This is a genomic window from Mesorhizobium sp. M0045 (genome assembly GCF_040323385.1).
Taxonomy (GTDB): Bacteria; Pseudomonadota; Alphaproteobacteria; order Rhizobiales; family Rhizobiaceae; genus Mesorhizobium.
Window position 1 is genome coordinate 47,580 of sequence record NZ_JAMYUY010000003.1, and the last position, 15,346, is coordinate 62,925.

The window sequence follows — 15,346 nt, forward strand, 5'->3', positions numbered from 1 at the left end:
GGTCGAGGTAGTGTGGCTAGGTCCGCCAGGAACTGGTCCGGCTTAGACCGTGATTTGCCCTTGCTGCCTCGTATCTGTCGGACGCACGAAGGACGCCGTAGAACTTGATTTTGCGCGTGATGCTTTCCGGAAATCGCGCCCGATTTTCGCGGTCACGTCCCAGGACTTGAAAGGAAGCCGACCTGCCGACCGGCATCGACAATCGGAGGGTGAAACCGCTGGCGCGCTTTCTGGCGCTGGCCGGTCTTGCCGTGGCGCTGGCAAGCTGCCAGATGTTCACGCCTCCCGACGTGCAGGAATCGGGCTTCCAGCCCTCCGACAAGCCGATTACGGTCGACAATGTCGCCGCTAACAGCAGGCTCGCCGAACTGGCGAAGGCGCAGCACCCGCGCATCCTCGCCACCTATGGCGGCGAGTATTCCGACCCCAAGCTCGAGCGCATGGTGGCCAAGGTCGTCGGCAGACTGACCGTGGTGTCGGCCAACCCGACCCAGACCTACCGCATCACCATCCTCAACTCGCCCAACGTCAATGCCTTCGCGCTGCCGGGCGGCTATCTCTACATCACCCGCGGCCTGCTGGCGCTGGCCAACGATTCGGCCGAGCTTGCCGCCGTCATTGCGCATGAGATGGGCCACGTTACGGCCAATCATGGTCTGCAGCGCCAGCAGCTGGAAGCCGAAGAGGGGTTGGCGACCAAGGTCGTTTCGGACGTGCTCGGCGACAACCCGACGGCCAAGGCGGCGCTGATCCGCGGCAAGCTGAGGCTGGCCCAGTTCTCGCGCAATCAGGAGCTGGAGGCCGATGCCATCGGCATCAAGTCGATCGGCGAAGCCGGTTTCGACCCCTACGCCGCCGGCCGCTTCCTGCAGTCGATGTCGGCCTATACCGATTTCCGCTCGATCAGCGGCGCCACCGACGCCAGCCTCGACTTCCTGGCGACGCACCCCAACACGCCGCAGCGTATCGATCTCGCGCAGCGCCACGCCCGCCAGTTCGGCGCGCCCGGTGTCGGGTCGCGCGACCGCGATTCATTCCTTGCCGGCATAGACGGGCTGCTCTACGGCGACACGCCGGAGGAAGGCTATGTGCGCGGCGAAACCTTCCTGCATCCTGGCCTCGGCGTGTCGTTCTCGGTGCCCAACGGCTTCATCATCGACAATTCGGCGGCGGCGGTGACGGCCACAGGCCCGGGCGACATGGCAATCCGCTTCGACGGCGTTTCGATCGACAAGGACCGCTCGCTGACCGACTACATCCGCAGCGGCTGGGTTGCCGGGCTCGACGACAGCAGCGTGCGCCAGGAAACGATCAACGGCAACGAAGCGGCAACCGCGCATGCCGGCGCCGATGGCTGGCAATTCGATATTGCGGTGATCCGCGCCGGCGGCCAGGTCTACCGCTTGCTGACTGCTGCACCGTCTGCCAGCACCTCGCTGGGCACGGTCGCGCGCTCGGTCAGCGGCTCATTCCGCATCCTGAGTGCTGCCGAGAAGGCAGCACTGAAGCCACTGCGTATCCGCATCGTCACGGTGCGGCCCGGCCAGACAATGGGCTCCCTGGCCGCACAGATGGTCGGCGTCGACCGCAAGCTGGATTTGTTCAGGGTGCTCAACGCGCTCTCGCCGGGTGCTGCGGTTTCGGCCGGCGACAAGGTTAAGATCGTCACCGACAAATAGCAGCCGACGCGATTCAGGCCGCGAGAAATTCCGGATTCTGCTTTACCAGCGCCGCCTTGAGCTTTTCCATGGCGCGCGCCTCGATCTGCCGGACACGTTCCTTGGAGATGCCGAGCGTTTCGCCAAGCGCTTCGAGCGTCGCGCCCTCGTCGCTCAGCCGGCGTTCCTCGATAATCCTGAGTTCTCGCGCATTGAGAGCGCCGAGCGCCGTCTTCAGCCACACCGAGCGGCGTTCGACGTCGATCGTGTCGCCGACCACCTCATCGGGCAGCGGGTCATCCGAAACCAGGAACTCCACCCGCTCGGTTGCGCCCGCATCGTCGGCAAGCGGCGTGTTGAGCGAGCTGTCCGGCGCCGAAAGGCGGGAATCCATCATCGCCACATCGGCCTCCGATACCCCGAGAGCCGCCGACACTTCGCGGTAGAGCGTGGCATTCGACGTCTGCTCGGCGCCGTTTGCCAGGCGGGCGCGCAGACGCCGCAGGTTGAAGAACAGCGCCTTTTGCGCGGAGCTGGTGCCGCCGCGCACGATCGACCAGTTGCGCAGGATATAGTCCTGCATCGAGGCGCGGATCCACCATGTCGCATAGGTCGAGAACCGCACCTCTCGCTCGGGCTCGAAACGGGCCGCGGCCTCCAGCAGCCCGACATGGCCTTCCTGGATCAGGTCGCCCAGCGGAAGGCCGTAGTGGCGAAACCGCGACGCCATGGAAATGACCAGCCGCATATGCGCGACGGTGATGCGGTGCAGCGCGTGCTGGTCATTGTTTTCCTTCCAGCGCAGCGCCAGGAGATGCTCTTCGTCACGTTCCAGATAAGGGGCTTTCATCGCCGCGCGAACCATGGTCCGTCCTGCACTGTCTTCCATCATGCCGCGCTCCTGCTTCAGGCGTTGCGGTGCGATCGAATCGTGAGTTGGCGCCGATGGTTGAAATGGCGGCGCCGCGCCCTACAACAGCGAAGAACGTGCCATGCGGGGGAATGTTCCCCCGGACTGTCATGTCGATTGCGCTGTTCCAGGCGATTCGCCACCGGCCTTGACTCAGCCGGATGGCCCCGGGAACTGCTGGTTGAGAATTGGATTTCAAGGGCGCGAGATTTTTGAAATTTAGTTTCTTATTCCGGCATCGCGCATCTGTCATTTTCCGGCACTCGCAATGACGCCGGACATCGGCCAAGGACGGGATCACAGAAAAATGAAATGGCTCAAATCGCTCATCATCGCCGGAACGCTGCAGGTTCTGGCCATCGCTGCCGGTCATGCCGGCGCCAATCTCGACCAGATCAAGCAGTCCGGCGTCTTCAAGGTCGGCACGGAAGGAACCTATGCGCCCTTCACCTATCATGATGCTTCCGGCGCGCTCGTCGGCTTCGACGTCGAGATCGCGCGGGCCATCGCCGAGCGCCTCGGCGTCAAAGCCCAGTTCCTCGAAGGCAAATGGGACGGGCTGATCGCCGGTCTCGACGCCAACCGCTACGATGCCGTCATCAACGAGGTCGGCATCACCGAGGCGCGCAAGGCCAAATATGACTTTTCTGATCCCTACATCGCCTCCAAGGCGGTGCTGATCGTGCGTGGCGACAACACCGATATCAAGAGCTTCGCCGATCTCAAGGGCAAGAAGGCGGCGCAGTCGCTGACTTCGAACTTCGGCAAGCTGGCTGAAACCAACGGCGCCGAACTCGTCGGCACCGACGGCTTCGACCAGTCGATCCAGCTTCTTCTTACCGGCCGCGCCGACGCCACCATCAATGACAGTCTGTCCTTCCTCGACTTCAAGAAGCACAAGCCCGACGCCAATGTGAAGATTGCTGCGCAGGAGGAAAACGCCGACTATTCCGGCGTCATCGTGCGCAAGGGCGATCCGGAACTGGTGGCCGCCATCAATAAGGCGCTGGCCGACATCAAGGCCGACGGCACCTACAAGAAAATCGCCGACACCTATTTCGGCCAGGACGTTTCGAAGTAAAACGGCTTTCTCGTGTGGGCCGAACGCCGGCCCGCGTCGTTCATACCGCGGCGAGCTGTCTTTTGACGGCCCGCCGCTTTCGCGTGATGTGAGCGACGGCAATCTGGCAAGGAGGAGCCTTCGTGCCGCACTGGCTGCAACTGATGCTGGAATCCCTGCCTACGCTGCTGTGGGCCGCACTGATCTTCACCGTGCCGTTGACGCTGCTGTCGTTTGCATTCGGTCTTGTCCTAGGCCTGGTTGTGGCGCTTGTCCGGCTGTTCGGTCCCAAACCGCTGGTCGCCGTGGTCCGCTTCTACGTCTGGATATTCCGCGGCACGCCGCTTCTCGTGCAACTGTTCCTGATCTTCTACGGCCTGCCATCGGTCGGCATCCTGCTCGACGCCTTTCCGGCAGCACTGATCGGCTTTACCTTGAACATCGGCGCATATTCGTCGGAAATCATCCGCGCAGTCATCGGTTCGGTGCCCAAGGGCCAGTGGGAAGCGGCCTATTCGATCGGCATGACCTGGGCCCAGGCAATGCGGCGCACCATTCTTCCACAGGCGGGGCGCGTCGCCGTGCCGCCGCTGTCCAACACCTTCATCTCGCTGGTCAAGGACACTTCGCTCGCCGCCGCTATCACCGTGCCGGAGATGTTCCAGGCGGCGCAGCGCATCGTCGCCACCACCTATGAGCCGCTGATCCTCTATGTCGAGGCAGCGGCTCTCTATCTGGTCATGAGCTCCGTGCTGTCGGCCTTGCAGGCGCGGCTGGAAACGCGGCTCAACCGTTATGGCGGCTTCCTGGAGGCGCGCGCATGATCGGCCTCACCAACATCGAAAAGCGTTTCGGCGACAATTTGGTGCTGAAGGGCGTGACCGTCACCATCGAGGAAGGCAGCGTCACGGCGCTTGTCGGGCCCTCAGGCGGCGGGAAGAGCACGCTTTTGCGCTGCATAAACCTGCTCGAGCTGCCGACTTCAGGCACGGTGCGGATCGGCGACGATGCACTCGAGTTCCGCCCCGGCGGCAGGGTCTCGACCAGGGATATCCAGCGACTGCGGCTGCAGACCGGCATGGTGTTCCAGAATTTCCAACTGTTTCCGCATCGCACTGCGATCGAGAACATCATGGAGGGGCTGGTGACGGTGCTGAAATGGCCCAAGGAAAGAGCGCGCGGACGGGCGCTGGCCCTGCTCGAAAAGGTCGGCATGGCGCACAAGGCCGATGCCTGGCCGGCGACGCTGTCAGGCGGCCAGCAGCAGCGCGTAGCGATTGCCCGGGCGCTGGCGCCTTCGCCGAAAGTCCTGCTCTGCGACGAGCCGACCTCGGCGCTCGATCCGGAACTGGCGCAGGAGGTGGTCGACGTGCTCGGCAAGCTCGCCAGCGAGGGCACGACAATGGTGATGGCGACGCATGATCTGCGGCTCGCCTCGAAGATCGCGCGGGAAGTGGTGTTCCTCGATGCCGGCAACATCGTCGAACAAGGGCCGGCCGCGGTACTGTTCAGCAACCCCGAGCGCCAGCGGACCAAGCGGTTCATCGCCACGCTGAAGCAGGAGGCGGAACGGGAAGGCGGCGGCAAGAGCTAGAATGGCCATTACCGGTCAGCCAAAACAAAAAACCCGGCGCGAGGCCGGGTTTTTCTGAATTCGAAGGCGAAAAGACTCAGGCAGCTTCTTCCTGCTCGGCTTCCTCGTTGTCGGCCTTGGCGCCGCGCTTGGGGCCCTTGTTGAGGTTCACCTCGATGAGGCGCACCGCTTCGGTCTCCGACATGCGGTTGACGGCCGCGATCTCGCGGGCCATGCGGTCGAGGGCCGCCTCGTAGAGCTGGCGCTCGGAATAGGACTGCTCCGGCTGGTTGTCGGCGCGATAGAGGTCGCGCACCACTTCCGAGATCGAGATCAGATCGCCGGAGTTGATCTTGGCATCATATTCCTGGGCGCGGCGCGACCACATGGTGCGCTTGACGCGGGCGCGGCCCTGCACGACCTTCAGCGCGCGCTCGACATAATCCTCTTCCGACAGCTTGCGCATGCCGATCGAAGTCGCCTTGGCGACCGGCACCTTGAGACGCATCTTGTCCTTCTGGAAGTCGATGACGAACAGCTCCAGCTTGTGGCCCGCGACTTCCTGCTCATCGATCGAGACGATCTGGCCGACACCATGCGCCGGATAGACGATGTACTCGCCGGTCTTGAAACCGTGGCGCGCTGCGGTGGACTTCTTCTGCGGGGTGATCGTTGCCATTACGCCCTGAACTCCTTGTTGTGGTACCGGCATCGTGCCGGCCCGAACTCGTGCGACCGGGGTGACCGGTCCTTAGCCACACAACGATGAACTCACCGGAAAGGCCAGGACCGGCAAATCGCAACATTGCGACCGCCTGCCCCAGATCGCTCTGGTCCGGATTGAGAAATTCACCTTTCAGTGATTTGGGGCGTTTGCGCCATAAATCGACGTTGTGTCACCGGCATGTTTGGCTGATATAACACAAAAAGTCGGAAGAATCAAGGTTTTGCTGCACGCGCGAAGGCCACGCGCCGGCGCCGCCTGTCAAGGCAGTTAATGTATCACGTCTGTTACGCGGCGTCAGGCCGCCGCAGCCGGCCGGCTCGTCAGTCGCCTTCGCCGGGCTCGGGGGAGAAATATTTCTCGAACTTGCCAGTTTCGCCATCGAAAGTTTTAGCGTCGGCCGGCGGCTCCTTCTTGGCGGTGATGTTGGGCCATTTCTCGGCATATTCGGTGTTGATCTGCAGCCATTTGTCGAGCCCCGGTTCGGTGTCGGGCTTGATGGCGTCGGCCGGGCATTCCGGTTCGCAGACGCCGCAATCAATGCACTCGTCCGGGTGGATGACGAGCATGTTCTCACCTTCGTAGAAGCAGTCGACCGGACAGACCTCGATGCAGTCCATGTATTTGCATTTTATGCAATTGTCGGTCACGACATAGGTCATTGGTCGGCTCCGGGACGTCCCATTTTGTTGGGCTTTTTTGGTGAGGTAACGCCTTTGTCCGCTGGTGGCAAGGGCGGCCCCTGCCAGCGGTGCCGCGGTTTCCGGAATGGAATTCCGGAAGGCCGGCAAAGCGGGCGTTCGACCTTGCTCAATCGTCGCCGAGCAGGTGGTCGGTCTGGCGGCGTTCCTTCTTCGTCGGGCGACCGCTGCCGGCCTCGCGCAACGGCGGCACCGCATCCGGAAGCGCCTCGCCCTTGGGCGTGGCGGGCGGCGACATGTCCTCGTAGAGCAGGCGGGCCTCTTCGGCCGGGCCACGCCGTACGCCGGTGCCAAGGACTTTCCAGACGAAGATCCGCCGCTCCAGCGTGATGGTCAAAACGTCGCCCGGCCGGACCGTATCGGAGGCCTGCGCTGCTTTGTCGCGATTGATGCGGACGCGTCCGGCGACGACCAGCCTGGCTGCCAGCGTGCGCGATTTTACCGCGCGCGAGAAGAACAGCCACTTGTCGATGCGCTGGCGGGCATCAGTGACCATTGGACGAGCAGCTTACTTCTTCAGCTGGTCGCGCAACGCGGCGAGCTTGGCGAAGGGCGAGTCCGGGTCGAAGCGGACCGGGCGTTCCTCACGCGGCTTTGGCTGGAAGGCGGGCTTTGCGCCTTGGGCGCTGCCTTTGCCGTCCTGCCGGCCAGCCTTCCAGTCGGGCCGGTTTTCGCGCCGGTCGGGGCGGTCGCCTTGTGGCTTGCCGGCGCGATGCTCTCCAGCCTCGCCTTGCGGTTTAGGCTTGAACTTGCTGCGATCGAAGCGCGGTTTGCCGGCGCCGTCACGCGGGTCGTGGCGCCCCTGACGGGCGGCCCGGTCGCCTGGCGTCGGTTGCCCGCCGGCATCTACCGGCGCATCGCTGCGACTGTCCGGCGCAGCTTGACCATTGCGCGCGCGATTGCCCCGATGATTGTCCCGGGGGCGGTTGTCATGCTGGCGATGACGCGGGCGCTGGTCGAAACGACCCTGCCGCCACAACAGGATAGGTTTTGGCTCCTCCGCCTCCGGGACAGCGTCGTCGGGGACGGCTTCCGCCGTCGCTGCAGGTTCGGCCGGCGATGCTTCCGTCGTTTCGAAGATCGGCGGCTCTGCCGGTGCCGAAGCCTCAGTTTCCGCCCCAAGTTCCGCCGCCCTTGGCTCGGCCGCTGGTTCTGCAACCGCTTCGGCGGTGGGCAGGATCTCTTGCGTGACTTCTGCCGCAGCTTCAGAGGGTGGAGCTTCCGCGACAGGCTCTGCCGTCGCTTCGGTTACAGCTTCGGCCGCCGCCTCCGCAACGGGAGCCGCATTCGACACGGGTTCCGAAGCCTCCGCCGGCAGCTCTGCCGCGGCAGATGCTTCCGCCATCCTCGCCTGCTCGACTCGTGTTGCGTCTTCAGCCGCCTGCTTTGCAGCGGCCGCTTCGCGCGCGGCATTGTCTTGTGCTTCGAGCCGCGCCTTGACCTCGGCCGCCGGTTTGGCATCAGCGCGATAGCCGAGCCCCTTCAGGATTTCTTCCATGTCGTCGGCGGTCGCGCCGAGGATCGACATCATCGGCGGCGTCACCATGAAGGACTGGCCGTCATAGGCGCCATCGGGGCGAGGCCCGAGGCCCGGCTTCCAGTTGGTCGCCGGTCGGATCAGGTCGGCCAGCCGCTCGAGAATATCGACGCGTACAGCACGCCGGCCGAGATTGCGGTAGCCGGCAAGCTTGTAGAAGGTCTTGTCGAAGGTCGGATCGATGACCACCGAGGTGCGGCCGGAGGCCAGTGCGTGAACGACATCGCCGAAGCCGGGCTTGTCCTTGCCGTCGTTTCTCAGCGCCCACAGCAGCGTGATCAACCCGGCCGGTGCCGGCTTGATCAGTGCCGGCACAAAGACATGGTAGGCGCCGAAGCGCACGCCGAGGCGGCGAAGCGCCGCGCGGCCTTCCTGGTCGAGCGACTTCATCTCGTCGGCGATGTCGCGACGGTTGATGAGGCCGAAATGCTCGACAAGCTGGAAAGCGATGCCGCGGCCGATGCCGGTGATCTGCTCGGCATTCTTGAGGTCGACCAGCGGCTTCAGCAGGGATTCGATCTGGAAATTGACGAAGCGCTCGGCGCGCGCCGCAACCTTGTCGCGGGCCGGACCGGTGAGCTGCTCGTCGGCCAGCAGGACGAGACGCGGCTTCAAAGCGTCTTCGCCGGCGACCAGCGTGCCGATCGGCGCGCCGATCCAGCGCAGCGTGCCATCCGAACCCAGGGCGATGTCGCCATTGGCAGAGGCGCCGAAGCGCTCGGCCCGCGCCTCGAACTCGGCGGCAAGCGCCTTCTGCGCCGCCGCCCGCACCGCCTTGGCGTCCTCGCCGCCGGCGCTCTGGTCGGCGGTAAAGCGGAAACCCTGCAGCTCGCCGACATGATGGCCTTCGACGAGGACGGTTCCGGTTGGGCTGATTTCGGCTTCAGGCATCGTGTTTTCTCTAAGGCGCCGCATGAGGACGGAAGTCCTGCGGTCTACAAAACGTTTCGTCAACCGCTCATGCAGCGCATCCGACAATCTGTCTTCGATTTCGCGCGTCTTTTCCTGCCAGTGTGCCCGATCGGCCAGCCAGCCGGGTCGGTTGGAAACGAAGGTCCATGTGCGGATCTGGGCAATCCTGTGCGACAGCGTGTCGATGTCGCCTTCGGTGGTGTCGGCACGGCGCACCTGCTCGGCCATGTAGTTCTCGTCGACATGGCCATGCCTGGCAAGGTCCATGTAGATGGAGGCGATCAAGTCGGCGTGCTGGGCCGGCGCGATCTTCCTGTAGTCGGGCAGCGCGCAGGCTTCCCACAGCAGCGCCACGCGTCTGGCATCGGTGGTGAGTGCCCGGACGTCCTCGTCGCGCGACAGATGCTCGAGCGCCTGCGCGTCCACGGCCGGCAGCGCGCGCGTCAGGCCTTCGACCGGGGCGTTGGTCTCGATCGAGCGCTTCAGCGCATCGAGGTTGGCGAAATCGAAATGCGCGGTGCGCCACTGCAGCACTTTCACCGGGTCGAAATCATGCGCCTCGATCTTCTTGACCAGTTCCTCATCCAGCGGATCGACCTGGCCGGTGACGCCGAAGGTGCCGTCGCGCAAATGCCGGCCGGCGCGGCCGGCAATCTGGCCGAGTTCGGCCGCCGTCAGGTTGCGGTACTGGTAGCCGTCGAATTTGCGGTTCTGGGCGAAGGCGACGTGGTCGAGGTCGAGGTTGAGGCCCATGCCGATGGCGTCGGTGGCGACGAGGTAGTCGACGTCACCCGACTGGAACAGCGCCACCTGGGCGTTGCGGGTGCGCGGGCTGAGTGCGCCGAGCACGACGGCGGCACCGCCTTGCTGGCGGCGGATCAGCTCGGCAATGGCATAGACCTCGTCGGCCGAGAAGGCGACGATCGCGGTGCGCCGCGGCAGGCGGGTCAGCTTCTTCGAGCCGGCATAAGCAAGATGCGACAGCCGTGGCCGGGTCACCACCGACACGCCCCGCAGCAGGCGCTGCAGGATGCCGTGCATGGTGGCCGCGCCAAGCAGCAGCGTCTCCTGGCGGCCGCGCAGATGCAGGATGCGATCGGTAAAGATGTGGCCGCGTTCGAGATCGCCGGCGAGCTGGACCTCGTCGATGGCAACGAAGGCGGCGTCGGTCTCGCGCGGCATCGCTTCCACCGTGCAGACCGAGTATTTCGCGCCAGCCGGCTGGATCTTTTCCTCGCCGGTGATGAGCGCAACCTTATGGGCGCCGACCTTCTCGCAGACGCGCGCATAGACCTCGCGGGCAAGCAGCCTGAGCGGCAGGCCGATGACGCCGCTTTCATGCGCCACCATGCGTTCGATTGCGAGATGGGTCTTGCCGGTGTTGGTCGGGCCGAGCACGGCCGTCACGTCTCGGCCGGTCAGGATCAGCGGTTCAGTGTGTTTCGGATGGATGTTCATCGGCCTGGAAATAAGGCTCTCCGCCTCGCATTGTCGGGAGCGCGCCCATATTGGCCGCGTATGACAGGCGACACATAGGGATTTCGGGCGCGAAGCGAAAGCGGAATGTGCCGAGGGCAGGCCGATTGGTCGCTTCAAAGCCAGAAAATCTGTTCCCGATTAACAGTTGGAACGAGTCTGGAACGAATCAGCGACGAATCACTGACTCTCGCCGATTCAGGTTTTGTTCACGGCTACATCTGGGTTTTCTGCCGGCGTACCTCACCACATGCTGAATCACGGAAACTGGCCCGATTCATGCAGGCGGCATCCAGGCGAGCACCACGGTTAACCTTTGCCGGTGAATGGTCGTGGGTGGCCAATCTGCTTCGCACAACATTATGAAATTATTGATGTTTCCTAACGCGCTTTAATCATTTCGAGGGTGTTTTCAGCTCTCGCCGTTAACGTTCCGCTCAAAGCCGGAACGAATCGGCGACGAATCAGAGATAGCCGAAGTTTCTTGGTTTGTTCACCGCAACATGTTGTGTTGTGAACAGCTTTTCCACCGAGAATCCACAGGCTGCCGGGCGGTTTTTGCACAGGCTGCGCAGCGGCCATTAACCTTTGCGTGCTGGTTCGGCACACGCCGGCGTCATGGCCAATCGGTCGGCGCACTTGCCGCATGAGGCTCAGACTCGGCCCCACGCTGAACGGCTTGTTCAAGGCACGTCCTCTCCGACGGCATAGCGCTGCAATGTAGGGCCGACGGTCTGGATGATTTCGTCGTGAGACAGGGCGACGACCGGCGGTAGGCGCAGCAGGTAACGGCACATCGCCAAACCCAGCAGCTGGCTGGAAATGAGTCCGGCCCGCCGGCCCGCATCGGCGGGATCAGCGACCGCCGCAACCAGTGGCCTCACCTGGTTGGCAAATACATCGCGCAACTTTTCGGCGGCGAATTCGTTCGACGTCGCCGACCGCAGCAGAATTGCCATGCCGGTACCGTTGGCCGGATCTTCCCAGATTTCGAGAAATCGCCCGATCAGTGTCTTGCCGATGGCGGTTCGATCGATCACCCGCAGTGCCGGCAATTTCAGGTCGACGACCGCCGCTCTGGCGAATAGCTCGTCCTTGCTGCGGAAATAGCGGATCACCATTGCCGGATCGATCGAGGCATGGGCGGCGACGTCGCGGATGGAGGCGCCGTCATAGCCGTGCTTGGCGAACAGCAGCCTCGCGGCTTCGAGGATCTGGGCGCGGGTGCGGTCCGACTTGCTGGTTTTCTTCTGCTGATTCTCGCTCATGAAATCCATATGCCAACGGCTGTTGACAAACGCAATGGCTTCGGTTAGAAAGTCAACATGTGTTGATAAATGGAGAGAGAAAATGTTGCCAGATAAAACGGAAGTCCTGATTATTGGCGCCGGCCCGACTGGCTTGGCGCTGTCCATCGTGCTGCACCAGGCCGGGATCGACCATGTTCTGATCGACAGGCTTGGGGAGAGCCTTCATACCTCGCGGGCCGGCGTCATCCACGCACAGACGCTGGAGGCGCTGGAGCCTCTGGGCGTCACGCAGCGGCTGAGCGAACTTGCCCTGAAGCTGCAGAATTTCGCCATCCGAGATCGCAGCCGGGCACTGCTCAAGCTCGATTTCGGAAAGCTTCCGTCGAGGCATCCCTATCTGATGATGCTGCCTCAGAATCTCACCGAGCAGGTGTTTGCCGAGCGGATTACGGCCCTGGGCGGCGTGATCCACCGCATGGTCGAGGCCAAAGCTGTGGTTCAGGACACTGACGGTGCGCGCGTGACGGTGGTCGAAAACGGCCGCGAAAAGATCATATCGACACGTTACGTCGTTGGCGGCGACGGCATGCACAGCCTGGTGCGCAACTCGGCCAGCATAGAGTTCGACGGCGCGGCCTATGAGGCGTCGTTCGTTCTCGCCGACGTTCGTCTCGACTGGCCGGTTGGGCCAACCGAAGTGTCGCTGTTCTTTGCGCCAGCCGGACTGGTGGTGGTGGCGCCGCTCCCAGACGGATCGTACCGCGTCGTCGCGACAATGGACGATGCACCGGAAAAACCCGCAGTCGCAGACATACAGGTGCTGCTCGACAGCCGTGGACCGACCAAAGAAAGAACCCGCGTGCTCGACCTGTCGTGGAGCTCGCGGTTTCGCGTGCATCACCGCCTGGTCCGGTCATACCGCAAGGGCCGGTTGTTCCTGATGGGCGATGCCGCGCACGTGCACAGTCCGGCGGGAGGGCAAGGCATGAATACCGGCATCGTCGACGCGGTCGTGCTTGGCCAATTGCTTGGCGACGTGGTGAACGGCGTGCGCCCCGAAGCGGAGCTCGAACTCTATGAAACGCTGCGACGCCCGGCAGCCCAAGAGGTGCTTGACCTGGCTGGCATGATGACCGGCATGGCACTTACCCGCAGTCCGGTGAAGCGGTTCGTTCGCAACCTCGTACTATCGGTGCTGAACCTCACACCATTCCTGAAGCGCCGCATCGCATTGAAGCTGTCGGGCCTCAGCCGGGCGTCGCTTAACAGGCTGCCGTCACCTTCGCACGAGCCCGGTTCAGTTATCCGAACCCAGCCCAAAGAAAACCCAGAGCTGAAGCTTGCCGCGTGACAGCCCGGTTGTCTTTCCGTACCTGCCGTTGTGCTGGTACGGCATCATCCACGAGGTTCCCCCGGCCTCAGCTAATGTACTGCCCGCCATTGGCTGATATGGTCGAGCCGGTGATGAAACCGGCGTCGTCGGATGCGAGGAAGACGACGCAGCGCGCGATCTCCTCCGGCTCGCCGAGACGGCCGACCGGGATCTGCGGGATGACACGCTCGTTGAGCACCTTCTCGTCCATCGCCTTGACCATCTCGGTGGCGATATAGCCGGGGCAGATGACGTTGACGGTGATGCCGGCGCGCGCGCCTTCCTGGGCCAGTGCCTTGGTGAAGCCGATGTCGCCGGCCTTCGAAGCCGAATAATTGACCTGGCCGACCTGGCCTTTCTGGCCGTTGATCGAGGAGATGGTGATGATGCGGCCGAACTTGCGGTCGCGCATTCCACCCCACAACGGATGCGTCATGTTGAAGACGCCGGAAAGATTGGTGTCGAGGACCTCTTTCCATTGCTCGCGCGTCATCTTGTGGAACATCGCGTCGCGGGTGATGCCGGCATTGTTGACCAGCACCGAGACGGGACCGAGATCGGCCTCTATCTGTTTGATGCCGGCGGCGCAGGCCTCGTAGTCGGCGACCGACCATTTGTACACCGGGATACCGGTCGCGGCCTTGAACTTTGCTGCCGCTTCCTCATTGCCGGCGTAGTTTGCGGCCACCGAATAGCCGGCGCTCTTCAAGGCGACCGATATCGCCGCGCCGATGCCGCGCGACCCGCCTGTGACGATTGCAACCTTTGTCATGTGTCCTCCCGGGAAATGCAGATGACTGCGCGTTGAAGCGGTGGGGTTTGCCCTCTATTCCCTACTCGCTTTGCGCCAGTATCCTACTCGTATCGCCTATCTCATCACAATGCTTCCACGCACATGGCAACGCCCATACCGCCGCCGATGCACAGCGTGGCAAGACCTTTCTTGGCACTTCTGCGGCGCATCTCGTAGACCAGCGTGTTGAAAATGCGGGCGCCGGAGGCGCCGACCGGATGGCCGATGGCGATGGCGCCGCCATTGACGTTGACGATCGCCGGGTCCCAGCCCATGTCCTTGTTGACGGCGCAGGCCTGCGCGGCGAAGGCCTCGTTGGCTTCGACCAGATCGAGGTCGCCGACCGACCAGCCGGCCTTGGCCAGCGCCTTGCGCGAGGAGGGGATCGGTCCCGTCCCCATGATTTGCGGGTCGACGCCGGCGGTCGCCCAGGAAACGATACGCACCAGAGGTGTGATGCCGCGCCTTGCGGCTTCCGCTTCGGTCATCAGCACCACGGCGGCGGCGCCGTCGTTGATGCCGGAGGCATTGGCTGCTGTCACCGTGCCTTCCTTGTCGAAAGCCGGCTTGAGCTTGGTCATGGCGTCGATTGTCGCGCCGTGGCGGATGTATTCATCCTGGTCGACTACGGTGTCGCCCTTCCTGCCCTTGACTGTAAAGGCAACGATCTCGTCCTTGAATTTTCCGGCTTTCTGCGCGGCCTCGGCCTTGTTCTGGGAAGCCAGTGCGAACTGGTCCTGGTCGTCGCGGGTGATCTGGAACTGGCGAGCGACGTTCTCCGCGGTGTTGCCCATATGATAGCCGTAGAAGGCATCGGTCAGGCCGTCCTTGATCATGGTGTCGATCAGCTTGAAGTCGCCCATCTTGACGCCACCGCGCAGATGTTGCGCATGCGGAGCCATCGACATCGATTCCTGGCCGCCGGCAACGATGATCCTCGCGTCGCCCTGGGCGATCTGCTGCATGCCGAGCGCGATGGCGCGCAAGCCCGAGCCGCAGAGCTGGTTCAGGCCCCAGGAGGTAGCCTCCTGCGGCACGCCGGCGGCCATAGCCGCCTGCCGCGCCGGGTTCTGCCCTTGGGCCGCGGTCAGGATCTGGCCGAGAATGACCTCGTCCACCTCCTTGCCCTCGACGCCGGCACGGACAAGCGCTTCCCTGACGGCGACCGCACCCAATTCATGGGCTGGCGTGTTGGCGAAGGCGCCGTTGAAGGAGCCGACAGGCGTGCGCGCTGCACTGGCGACAACGATGGCGTTGGAAGCGGACATGTTCTTCTCCAGGCTTTCGGGGAACGATTTCGGGTGCCGTCGGGGACTTTTCTTGCCCTTTCCACAACCCGAGTCAAACCCGAAATGGGCATGGCGTCCGACTGCCGCAAGC

14 protein-coding genes are annotated in these 15,346 nt (G+C 63.5%); 5 read left to right on the forward strand and 9 right to left on the reverse strand.

All coding sequences use genetic code 11. The features are described from left to right. Nucleotides 1-209: 209 nt before the first annotated feature. Nucleotides 210-1,679, forward strand: a complete 1,470-nt coding sequence (locus NKJ72_RS05115; protein WP_352476125.1) for a M48 family metalloprotease — start codon at nt 210-212, stop codon at nt 1,677-1,679. Between the two features lie 13 nt (nt 1,680-1,692). Here NKJ72_RS05115 and NKJ72_RS05120 read toward each other — a convergent pair whose 3' ends face one another. After that, complete coding sequence (locus tag NKJ72_RS05120) at nt 1,693-2,550, reverse strand: RNA polymerase factor sigma-32 (RefSeq protein WP_352476126.1); 858 nt, start codon at nt 2,548-2,550, stop codon at nt 1,693-1,695. A 325-nt stretch (nt 2,551-2,875) separates the two neighbouring features. Here NKJ72_RS05120 and NKJ72_RS05125 point away from each other — a divergent pair, with 325 nt between their 5' ends. The 3 genes from NKJ72_RS05125 (at nt 2,876) to NKJ72_RS05135 (ending at nt 5,222) form a co-directional block, all read left to right on the forward strand. Further along, the gene (locus NKJ72_RS05125) at nt 2,876-3,649 is read left to right on the forward strand and encodes an amino acid ABC transporter substrate-binding protein (protein WP_352454874.1); all 774 of its coding nucleotides are present in this window, start codon (nt 2,876-2,878) and stop codon (nt 3,647-3,649) included. 122 nt (nt 3,650-3,771) lie between these two features. Next, complete coding sequence (locus NKJ72_RS05130) at nt 3,772-4,452, forward strand: ABC transporter permease subunit (protein ID WP_023721020.1); 681 nt, start codon at nt 3,772-3,774, stop codon at nt 4,450-4,452. Further along, nucleotides 4,449-5,222, forward strand: coding sequence for an amino acid ABC transporter ATP-binding protein (locus tag NKJ72_RS05135; protein WP_352476127.1), 774 nt, complete (start codon nt 4,449-4,451; stop codon nt 5,220-5,222). Before NKJ72_RS05130 ends, NKJ72_RS05135 begins: the two co-directional genes overlap by 4 nt. Nucleotides 5,223-5,298: 76 nt before the next feature. On the opposite strand, the gene NKJ72_RS05140 is transcribed toward NKJ72_RS05135, so the two are convergent. The 6 genes from NKJ72_RS05140 to NKJ72_RS05165 form a co-directional block, all read right to left on the reverse strand. Beyond that, the gene (locus NKJ72_RS05140; RefSeq protein ID WP_006327799.1) at nt 5,299-5,880 is read right to left on the reverse strand and encodes a CarD family transcriptional regulator; all 582 of its coding nucleotides are present in this window, start codon (nt 5,878-5,880) and stop codon (nt 5,299-5,301) included. Between the two features lie 368 nt (nt 5,881-6,248). Beyond that, a complete protein-coding gene (fdxA, locus tag NKJ72_RS05145; protein WP_254816494.1) occupies nt 6,249-6,587 on the reverse strand; it encodes a ferredoxin FdxA in 339 nt (112 codons plus the stop codon). Between the two features lie 148 nt (nt 6,588-6,735). Further along, nucleotides 6,736-7,122: an RNA-binding S4 domain-containing protein gene (locus tag NKJ72_RS05150; RefSeq protein WP_352476128.1), complete on the reverse strand. Its 387-nt coding sequence runs from the start codon at nt 7,120-7,122 to the stop codon at nt 6,736-6,738. A 12-nt stretch (nt 7,123-7,134) separates the two neighbouring features. Then, nucleotides 7,135-10,533 carry a helicase-related protein gene (locus tag NKJ72_RS05155; RefSeq protein ID WP_352476129.1) on the reverse strand — a complete coding sequence of 1,133 codons (3,399 nt, stop codon included), beginning with the start codon at nt 10,531-10,533 and terminating at the stop codon, nt 7,135-7,137. A gap of 399 nt (nt 10,534-10,932) precedes the next feature. Then, the gene (locus NKJ72_RS05160) at nt 10,933-11,238 is read right to left on the reverse strand and encodes a hypothetical protein (protein ID WP_352476130.1); all 306 of its coding nucleotides are present in this window, start codon (nt 11,236-11,238) and stop codon (nt 10,933-10,935) included. Further along, complete coding sequence (locus NKJ72_RS05165) at nt 11,235-11,966, reverse strand: TetR/AcrR family transcriptional regulator (RefSeq protein ID WP_352476131.1); 732 nt, start codon at nt 11,964-11,966, stop codon at nt 11,235-11,237. Before NKJ72_RS05165 ends, NKJ72_RS05160 begins: the two co-directional genes overlap by 4 nt. Here NKJ72_RS05165 and NKJ72_RS05170 point away from each other — a divergent pair. Next, the gene (locus NKJ72_RS05170) at nt 11,953-13,152 is read left to right on the forward strand and encodes an FAD-dependent oxidoreductase (protein WP_352476132.1); all 1,200 of its coding nucleotides are present in this window, start codon (nt 11,953-11,955) and stop codon (nt 13,150-13,152) included. The two genes, NKJ72_RS05165 and NKJ72_RS05170, sit on opposite strands and share 14 nt — an antisense overlap. 67 nt (nt 13,153-13,219) lie before the next feature. On the opposite strand, the gene phbB is transcribed toward NKJ72_RS05170, so the two are convergent. Both phbB and NKJ72_RS05180 read right to left on the reverse strand, forming a co-directional pair. Beyond that, on the reverse strand, nt 13,220-13,945 hold the full coding sequence (gene phbB / locus NKJ72_RS05175) for an acetoacetyl-CoA reductase (RefSeq protein WP_352476133.1): 726 nt from the start codon (nt 13,943-13,945) through the stop codon (nt 13,220-13,222). A gap of 104 nt (nt 13,946-14,049) precedes the next feature. After that, the gene (locus tag NKJ72_RS05180) at nt 14,050-15,234 is read right to left on the reverse strand and encodes an acetyl-CoA C-acetyltransferase (RefSeq protein ID WP_254816500.1); all 1,185 of its coding nucleotides are present in this window, start codon (nt 15,232-15,234) and stop codon (nt 14,050-14,052) included. Nucleotides 15,235-15,346: the final 112 nt, after the last annotated feature.